The 9,722-nt window shown below is 33.4% G+C and carries 9 protein-coding genes; 2 read left to right on the forward strand and 7 right to left on the reverse strand.

Features of this window, described 5'->3' with window-relative positions:
- Window positions 1-190: 190 nt before the first annotated feature.
- Window positions 191-532: a hypothetical protein gene (locus tag QZZ53_RS15740; RefSeq protein WP_296386444.1), complete on the forward strand. Its 342-nt coding sequence runs from the start codon at window positions 191-193 to the stop codon at window positions 530-532.
- A 30-nt stretch (window positions 533-562) separates the two neighbouring features.
- On the opposite strand, the gene QZZ53_RS15745 is transcribed toward QZZ53_RS15740, so the two are convergent.
- Window positions 563-829, reverse strand: coding sequence for a DUF1456 family protein (locus QZZ53_RS15745; protein ID WP_296386446.1), 267 nt, complete (start codon window positions 827-829; stop codon window positions 563-565).
- 80 nt (window positions 830-909) lie between these two features.
- The gene (locus QZZ53_RS15750) at window positions 910-1,719 is read right to left on the reverse strand and encodes an alpha/beta hydrolase-fold protein (RefSeq protein WP_296386447.1); all 810 of its coding nucleotides are present in this window, start codon (window positions 1,717-1,719) and stop codon (window positions 910-912) included.
- A gap of 142 nt (window positions 1,720-1,861) precedes the next feature.
- Between QZZ53_RS15750 and QZZ53_RS15755 the strand changes: the two genes are divergently transcribed.
- Window positions 1,862-2,263: a TerB family tellurite resistance protein gene (locus QZZ53_RS15755; protein WP_296386449.1), complete on the forward strand. Its 402-nt coding sequence runs from the start codon at window positions 1,862-1,864 to the stop codon at window positions 2,261-2,263.
- A gap of 93 nt (window positions 2,264-2,356) precedes the next feature.
- On the opposite strand, the gene uvrB is transcribed toward QZZ53_RS15755, so the two are convergent.
- From uvrB to QZZ53_RS15780, 5 genes are all read right to left on the reverse strand, one after another.
- Entirely contained in the window at window positions 2,357-4,363 is a 2,007-nt protein-coding gene (gene uvrB, locus QZZ53_RS15760) for an excinuclease ABC subunit UvrB (RefSeq protein WP_296386451.1), read from the reverse strand.
- Between the two features lie 63 nt (window positions 4,364-4,426).
- Window positions 4,427-6,841: a tail fiber domain-containing protein gene (locus QZZ53_RS15765; RefSeq protein WP_296386453.1), complete on the reverse strand. Its 2,415-nt coding sequence runs from the start codon at window positions 6,839-6,841 to the stop codon at window positions 4,427-4,429.
- A gap of 6 nt (window positions 6,842-6,847) precedes the next feature.
- On the reverse strand, window positions 6,848-8,638 hold the full coding sequence (locus QZZ53_RS15770; RefSeq protein WP_296386455.1) for a tail fiber domain-containing protein: 1,791 nt from the start codon (window positions 8,636-8,638) through the stop codon (window positions 6,848-6,850).
- Window positions 8,635-8,781 (reverse strand): hypothetical protein, encoded by a 147-nt coding sequence (locus QZZ53_RS15775; RefSeq protein WP_296386458.1) that lies wholly within the window; start codon window positions 8,779-8,781, stop codon window positions 8,635-8,637. The genes QZZ53_RS15770 and QZZ53_RS15775 overlap by 4 nt, the downstream gene beginning before the upstream one ends.
- A 278-nt stretch (window positions 8,782-9,059) precedes the next feature.
- Window positions 9,060-9,722, reverse strand: a 663-nt coding sequence (locus QZZ53_RS15780) for a response regulator (protein WP_296386460.1), incomplete at its 5' end; no start/stop codon positions are given.

Here is a 9,722-nt window from a genome sequence, read left to right on the forward strand (position 1 = left end):
CAGATAAAGTACAAACAGTGCTTTCTTAAGAATTTTAAATTATATTATATATTAAATGCGCCTAAAAGGCGCATTTTTTTTATTTAACAATATGTTAATTAGCTGTTAATCAACGTTAAACAGTGTTAAGAACTGTAACACCTTTAATATTTACTCGTCTTTTAAGTATCAATCTTAAAATCGAATAATTATGCAAAAATTCAAAATGTTTGCACTAGCCGTAGCAATTACGTTTAGTAGTGTACTTTCAGCAAGTACAAATCCGATCGAAAAAGCTGAACCAGCTTCAATCACTGAAACTGTTGGAAAATTATTGAAAAACCCTAATTTTCAATTGAGCAAAGAAGTTAATGTTATCGTTGATATATTCATCAATGAAAATGATGAAATGGTAGTGTTATCTGTAGATACTGATAATAAGTTAGTAGAAAATTACATTAAGAGCCGCTTAAACTATAAGAAGCTATCAAAGGAAGCTATAGATTATAGAAAGTCATTTAAGATTCCTGTAAAGATGATTAAATTGAATTGAGGAGTTTAGATTATATGTTAAAGAACAACATTATGTGTTGTTCTTTTTTTGTTTAGGTTTATTTGAATTGTCTTTTTTAGGCATTGGACCTCTTAAATGAATAATCAATCCATTTAGAAAGTTTCTAAGAACCTGATCTCCACATTCCATATATTTTGGATGATCTTCATTTCTAAACATTGCATTGAGTTCACTTTTTGAAATTCTGAAGTCAACTAACGTTAGAATTTTTACGATATCGTCATCTCTTAGCTTATGTGCTACTCTTAGTTTTTTAAATATGTCATTGTTTGTCATTGAAAATTTATTTTTATTCCCATAAAAATGGAAATCTGTTATTTTTTATTTTCTGTAAAGTTCAGTTTAATATAAAAATTTTATTCAGGTTTATAAAGCCATTCATAAGCGTTAGCAAAATGTGCTGACCAAAATGTTTCACTATGTATACCACCTTTTATGATGTGGTTTTCTATTTGATTTTCTTTCACACCTTTTTCTTTTAATAAAGCGACCATGCGTTCTTGATCTGCAACCATATCTTCACTTTCTGCGGTTCCAGCCAAAAAATAGAATTTTGACGTTTCAGAAACCTCTATTGATTCTACAAAACTATAGATTTCTGTATTTATCCAAAACGAAGGAGAAAACACTCCAGCTTTTCCAAATGTTTCAGGATATTTTATAGTTGCATAAAACGACATTAAACCGCCTAAGGAAGAACCGAAAATAGTTGTATGCTTTGCTTCTGGTAGTGTCCTGTATGTAATATCAATATGAGGTTTTAGTGTGTTTTTAATAAAGGTTATATATGCAGCACCTTTTCCTCCACCATATTCTTTATGCTTATATATTGTGAGTTCATCAATACGTTTTTCGTTTCCATGCTCAATTCCAATAATAATACTTTCATTATCAGTTAGTGTATCCATGTACTCATCAACTTTCCATTCTCCAACGTAAGATGTGTTTGCATCAAACAAATTCTGTGCATCATGCATATATATTACTGGGTAGTTCTTTTCAGAATTTTGATAATCTTTTGGTAAATATACCCAAATGGTCTTTATAGTATCTAGTTGTAGTGCTTCGATAGTAAAAGTTGTAACCTGTTTAGATGCAGTGGTTTGAGCACTGGTTTTAACAAAAACAACTACAGCTAAAATTAGAAAAATATGCTTGAATCTCATACTATAATTGATGTTTTGAGTTGACAAACGTTTAAAAATTCCGACCAAGTACCTTTAATTTTTCGACAAGATACATTATATCAACGACAATAAAATAATACATCTCTGTAACTTTACAGTATAAAATAATTCCCTCTAAGTCATGATTAACCGTGCTGAAAAATTGAGCTTGCTTTCTGAAATGATTGCCTTTGCCCAAACAGATGAAAATATAAGATCGATTGAATATAACTTCTTATTTAGTATTGCTAAGCAATTAGATATATCTAAAGAAGATTTTGAATATCTTTTTATGCATCCTGTAACTTATGTGCATTTAAAAACACATAGCGAACGTATTGTTCAGTTTCACAGACTTGTGCTTTTAATGAATTTGGATCATAAAGTATCTTCTAAACAATTGGTTAAGATTCATAATTTTGGATTGCGAATGGGCTTGAGTCATGAGTCTATAAATCGTGTTTTAGATTTAATGGATAGTTTTCCTAATAAAATTGTACCACCAGATTTCTTAATCGATATATTTAAGGTACAGTATAACTAGTATTTAGTCTCAGTTTTCAGAAAAAAAAAAAGGAATGTCATTGCGAGGACGAGGGACGTGGCAATCTTTCTAATCGGAAAAACTATATTAACACTATTTCACTTTCAACTTCTCAAGCTTACTCTGATAAGCAGTTATCTCATCTCTAAAACGTGCGGCTTCCATAAAGTCTAATGCTTTTGCAGCCAGCTCCATCAATTTACGCCGTTCCCTAATTTTTTTCTCTAGTTGATCTTTAGTCAAATATTCACTTTCTGGTTCTGCGGCAATCTTTGCATCCAATTCCGTTCGGTAAGTACTAACAGAGTTTTTAGATAAAGCACTGTCTAAACTCTTATTTAATGCTTTTGGTACAAGATTATGTTTTGTATTATATGCGATTTGCTTTTCTCTTCGATATTCGGTTTCATCGATTGTTTTTTGCATGCTTTTGGTGATTTTATCTGCATACATAATTGCTTTTCCATTTAAGTGTCTTGCTGCTCTACCAACTGTTTGGGTTAATGAACGTGCAGAACGAAGAAACCCTTCTTTATCTGCATCTAAGATTGCAACCAATGATACTTCGGGTAAATCTAAGCCTTCTCTAAGTAAATTAACACCAACCAAAACGTCAAAAACACCTTTACGTAAATCTTGCATTATTTCAACACGCTCTAACGTATCTACATCACTATGGATATAACGACAACGAACAGAAATACGAGTTAGGTATTTAGTCAATTCCTCAGCCATTCGTTTTGTTAACGTCGTTACTAGAGTTCTTTCGTCTTTTTCAACACGATCTTGAATTTCTTCAATTAAATTATCAATCTGATTTAAACTTGGTCGTACCTCAATAATGGGATCTAATAACCCAGTTGGTCTAATCACTTGCTCTACATATACACCATCACTTTTCTGCATTTCGTAATCTGCAGGAGTTGCAGATACATAGATGACTTGGTTTTGTAGTGCTTCAAACTCTTCAAACTTTAAAGGTCTGTTATCCATTGCTGCTGGTAAGCGGAAACCGTAATCAACTAAGTTTACTTTTCTACTTCTATCACCACCATACATCGCATGGACCTGTGATATTGTAACATGGCTTTCATCAACGACCATTAAAAAATCATCTGGAAAATAATCGAGTAAACAGAATGGTCTTGTTCCTGGAGCTCTACCATCTAAGTAGCGTGAATAGTTTTCAATTCCAGAACAATAACCTAACTCACGAATCATTTCTAGATCAAATTCTGTACGCTCTTTTAATCGTTTTGCTTCTAGATGTTTTCCTATTTCTTTGAAATAATCGTGTTGTTTTACCAAATCATCTTGAATATCTTTTATTGCTCCATTCAGCACATCTGGTGATGTAACAAACATATTTGCAGGATAGATATTTAAACGATCATAACGTTCTATGATTTCATTAGTTCTGGCATCAAAAGCTTCAATTTCTTCAATTTCATCGCCAAAAAAGTGGATTCTGAAGGCATTGTCCGAATAACCAGGGAAAACATCAACCGTATCTCCTTTAATTCTGAAGTTTCCATTCTTAAATTCGGCTTCAGTTCTAGAATATAAACTCTGTACTAATTGATGTAATAATTTAGTGCGTGACAAGACCTGATCTTTTTCAACCGAGATTACATTTTTTTGAAACTCAACAGGATTTCCAATACCATATAAACATGAAACCGAAGCCACAACAATGACATCGCGTCGTCCAGAGAGTAGAGAAGAGGTTGTACTCAATCGCATCTTCTCAATTTCTTCGTTAATAGATAAATCTTTTTCTATATACACGCCAGAAACAGGTATGTAGGCTTCTGGTTGATAATAATCGTAGTAGGACACAAAATATTCAACAGCATTCTCTGGAAAGAATTGTTTAAATTCAGAATAAAGCTGTGCTGCTAAGGTTTTATTATGAGCCAATACCAAGGTTGGTCGTTGCACTTCTTCAATTACATTAGCTACCGTAAAGGTTTTACCAGAACCTGTAACACCTAGTAAAGTTTGATATTTCTCTTTACTCTCAATTCCGCTTGCTAATTTTTTAATTGCTTGTGGCTGATCTCCTGTAGGTTTAAATTCTGATTCAATCTTAAATCGCATATAGCAAAGTTACGATAAAGAAGGATAGGGTTATAGCGTATAAATTATAGTCTTAAATATTTATTATTGGCTAGATTCTAATTTAGAAATACGTGCTTCTAGTTTTTCGTAATGCTTTAATTTCTCATTTAGAGTTTTAAAAGTTTTTAATTTATTTTTAAGCACATCTATTTCTTCCTGCTGTTCTTTTATGGCATTGATGAGTACAGGCACTAAATCTGAATAATACACACCTAAACGGTCTAATTCTTTTTTAATTAACTCTCCAGAAACTTCATCTTTTTCCCAGATATGTGACTGAACCACTTCAGGGACTAATGCTTGAAGGTCTTGAGCAATGAGTCCTAATTTAGTATCTGGATTGTTTTTGTTTTTCCAGTTAAAACTTACAGGCTGCATTTGTAAGACTTCGTTTAAGCCATAATTTAAATTTGAAATATTGGTTTTACTTCTTCTGTCTGAGGTTTGAATCATTCCATTGGCTGCATAAACATCAAACCATCTTCGATTTGGACCACCTAAGCGATCTCCTGCATCCACTGTAGGTACAAGACTAGAATCAAATGCCAATACATCATTGCCGCCATCTTCAATGATTTCGTCTCCAATTTCTAACTGACCATAGACATCTAAATCACCAGACTCATTTAATATTAAGATGGGCGATCCGTTTCCTTGTCTAACAATAAAAAGAGAGGAAAAATCATCATTGTCGTGATCCAATTCAAAAGTTACAGACGCATTACTCCTAAACATAAGCCTACTATTATCAACATTAGGCGAAGAAGAAAGTAAGCCAAGTGTATCATTATCAGAATAATCTCCCAATATTAAATCAGGATTTACTGTAGAGGTACTTGTCGCTAAAACACCTGCTGTGGTTCCTTCGAAAATAGCACCTATATTTCCTGCATTGGTAACTTCTATACCATTATCATTTGGATTATTTATGGTAATGCCATCATCGTCTGCATTATTGATTATAACACCATCACTTCCTGGATTATTAATAAAAACCCCAATATTATCTGCATTTATAGTTAAACCTGACGAGCTTGAGGTTATTATATGCTGGCCATTTTTACGAACAGTTAAAGCATTACTTCTATTACTATCTGAAGTTCCATTTCCAATTTCAAAAAGTGAATCTGAATTAATCCAAGAATCTGGTGTTCCTTCACCAATATTATACCTACCAATAGCCAGCGATGCGTAAGCTGATGCTGTAGTCTCATTTCCCATTGCTGTGGAATAATTACCAGAAGCTTCAGTCACACTCCCCATTGCAGTTGAACCAAAACCTGATGCCTCTGAAAGAGCTCCCATTGCTATTGAATAAAATGATGTGGCACGAGTGCGCCATCCCATTGTCGTTGAATAGTCCCCAGATGCCTCTGAATAATATCCCATTGCAATTGCTCTAAGTCCCGATGCTTTTGTTGCAAATCCCAATGCTGTTGAATAATCCCCAGAAGCCTCTGTTGAACTTCCTATTGCAGTTGAGTGATCTCCAGAAGCTTCAGTCGCAATTCCCATTGCTGTTGAAGCCCAAGCTGTTGCTCGCGTACTATAACCAGAAGCAAATGAACCTGTGCCAGAAGCGGAAGCGTTAATACCCATTGCTATTGAATTTACTCCAGAAGCTGTTGTGTTTTGTCCCATTGCAACCGCATAATTTTCTGAAGCCTCATTTTGTAAACCAGCAGCTAACGCATAATCGCCACTCACTTGGTTTATACCTCCAATGGCTGTACTGTTTAATCCAGAAACAGTATTATTATTTCCAAGAGCAATCGAATAATCATTTAAACTATAATTTTGGTTCCCAAAAGCTAAAGCATGTTCTCCAGATGCTGTACCATTAAGTCCCAAGCTAAAAGCATAACTTCCTGTAGCTCCTAACCCAAGATTTGGATCATTTATAAAGCTTAAATCTATTGCATTAAAGCCTATATTATCATAGTTATCTGCATTTCTATCTACTAATCTCCAACCAATACCATTACCTTCATCTATTGGTTCAAGACCTTTAACATTGGCTGCTTTTTTGGCATGTAATGCATAAGGAACTGCTGAGAATTGTACGGTTCCTAGATTAACAAATCCTGAACCTGAATCTATTTTAACGTTTAAAAAATGGTTGTCATTTCCCCAATTGATGTCCTCAAAAACACCGCTAACAATTATACCTTCACCTATATTTACGATAATGATTCCATTATCGTCGGTTGTTGGTGAGTGTATTTCTTCATAGACATTGACCTGTGTATGGCTTTCTAAAATTTGGAATTTTATATCTACCAATGTGTTAACTATAACATTACCTAAATCATCTTTAATTAGTACTTTGTAGTTGATGCCGTTTTGAGCATTGCCAAAAGCTGAAATCAAGACTAGTGTTAAAATGAGTTGAAGTGTTTTACTCACTGCATTTCTATTGCTTTTTTTGAGTTCGTAATTTTTCTTTGAAAAGTTCATAATTTATTAGTTTGACGATTTAGATTCTATAATCTCGATACGAGATAAAAGAGCTTCGTAATTAGTGTTTGATGCTTTTAAAGCTTCTGCTTGATTTTCAATAATTTTGCTTTGCTCTTTTATAGCGTTGATGAGTACAGGAATCAATTCTATATAGCTAATACCTAAGGTTTTGGTTTCATCATCTTTAGTGTTAACAATCTCATTTATAATTGGTTGCACATCTTGAGCTATAAGACCTAATGATTTTTTGTTCTGTTCTTGGTTCTTCCAGAAGTATTGTTTGGGTTGTAGTTGTAAAATTTCATTTAAGCCATATTGTAAATCATCAATCTTTTTTTTAAGTCGACGGTCAGAATTTTGGGTTAATGACCCAAATAGTATGGCATTACCAGATTCATTAACAGTAAAGACATTATCATCATCACTATTTCTTACGAGAAAACTACTATTATTACTACTATCATCATAGTCTAATTGAATAACCACAGCATCATTACTTCTTAAATAAATATCGCTACCTGGATATAATTGGTCTGATGCTATAATACCGTCATCTTCAGTGTTACCAAAATCACCTCCTAAAATAATATCTGGATTTGAATTGATATCGGCTTTAGCAAATATCCCAGCTTCTTCACCTCTAAACGTCCCACCATAATCATTTCCGCTAGATATTCTAATCCCATAAAGTCCTTCAGAATTTACAATAAACCCTCTTGTTGAGCTATTTAATATCATCTCACCACTTTTATCGACTGTTAAAGCATTACTTCTGTTGCTATTTGAAGTCCCATTACCAATTTCAAATAATGGATCGTAAGCATTCCAGGTTGTATTACTTCCTCCTCCAATATTATAACTACCTATTGCAGTTGAACTGACAGAGTTTGCATTCGTGCCTCTACCCATAGCCGTAGAATAGTAACCCGAGGCCTCAGTACTTGAGCCAATTGCTATTGAATTTTCACCACTTGCATTTGAAAAAACACCCATAGCAGTAGAATTGGTTCCAGATGCCACAGCATCACGACCAGCCGCAAAAGCACTAATGCCAGAAGCTTGAGAATTATTTCCAAAGGCTATTGAGTAATCTGAAAGTGCTGCTGTACTATACCCAATTGATGTTGAATAGTCACCATATGCTATAGTAGACTCACCTGTAGCAAAAGAGTAATCTCCTGTTGCTCCATAGGGATATATTAATGCAAGTCCATCGGCATCTGATGAGCTTAAATCTATTGCATTTCTACCTATTGGTCCATAACCTTGACTAGAATATAGACCTCTGTCTCTCAATCTCCAACCTGTACCGCTTCCTTCACTTTTATATACTAAACCTTCTACATTATCAGCAGTCCCTGTACTAATTGCTCTTATGGCATATGGTACATAATTTAGGTTAGAACTTCCTAAGTTTACAAATCCAGATCCCAAATCTACAGCAACATTTAGAGTATGGGAATCAAATCCCCAATCAATAAGATCGAAAGTAATACCTCCAAGTGGCGTACCTTCTCCTATAGTTGCTATTAGTAAACCATCTGTATTAGTGATAATACTTTGTGTTTCTTGATATACTAATATCCCAGAAGTACGTATAATGTTAAATCTAATTTGGATGTTCTCATTAGAAATGACATTACCATTAGTATCTTTTATGAGTGCTTTGTAGTTGATGCCGTTTTGGGCAATTGCTGCTATTGAAATCAGTAGTGCTAGAAGTGTGAGTTTTGTTTTACTCACCATCGTTTTTATTGTTAAACTGTGTTCGTGATTTTTCTTTGAAAAGTTCATTTTTTAAATTTTATAGATGAGACAACTGCGTTATTGTTCATAATATTTAATTGATACGTACCATCTTTAAGATGATCTATAGCAATGTAAAGTTGTGATGGAAGCGTGTTTTCTACTTCCTTTGATTTTTTGATTTTAGTCATTTGTATGCAATTAAGGATCTTGCTTTTATACCAAATGAATTTTAAAATGATTGGTTAAATTCGTTTCTATTTCCTTTATATTTCAATATAAAATAGAACCGTAACTAAGGCTATGCTTATATTTTCTATCTTATCTAAAGAAAATATAATTCAAATTTATCCTCAATAATTTTAAAATTCATTTGGTATTACAAAACTATCGTAGATGTGTAAGTGGAGGTGCTACATATGTTTCAAGATGTAATAGATATGTAACATTATTTAAAATGTCAGTAAAATTAAGGGTTATGCTTGTCTATGTATTGCGTAGGAGTTTCGTTGTAACTGTTTTTAAAGCATTTTATAAAGTAACTTACAGAATTGAAACCTACCAAATAAGCCACTTCAGAAATAGTATTCTTTTGTTTCTTAAAAAGGTCTCTTGCTAAGAGTAGGCGTTGGGATCTAATAAACTCAGAAGTCGTCATGCCAACAATAGCTTTGAGTTTTCTGTGAAGTTGGGTTCTACTCATTAACATGTTTTTACTAAAGGCATCTGAAGTAAATTCTGGATTTACTAAATGTTTTTCTAAAACGCCTTTTAAACGTTGCATAAATTCGGCTTCAACTGAAGTGACTTCTAAGGCTTTGGTAAGTATTGGTTGCTCATTAAAACGTTTTTTTAATTGGGCTCTAGTTTCTATGAGTTTTTTAACGCGTACTTTTAAAATGTCTGCATTAAATGGTTTTGTAACATAGGCATCTGCACCAGTTTCTAAACCTTCTCGCTGTTGCTCTTGTGTGACTTTTGCAGTCAATAATATAATAGGGATATGACTAGTTAAACTATCTTTTTTAAGTCCATTACATAGTTCTATGCCATCAATTTCTGGCATCATAATATCACTAATCACCAAGTCTGGTAATTCTTTTCTGATGAGTTCTATGGCCTTTTTAGATTT

This window comes from Winogradskyella sp. (assembly GCF_016744625.1).
Classification (GTDB): Bacteria; Bacteroidota; Bacteroidia; order Flavobacteriales; family Flavobacteriaceae; genus Winogradskyella.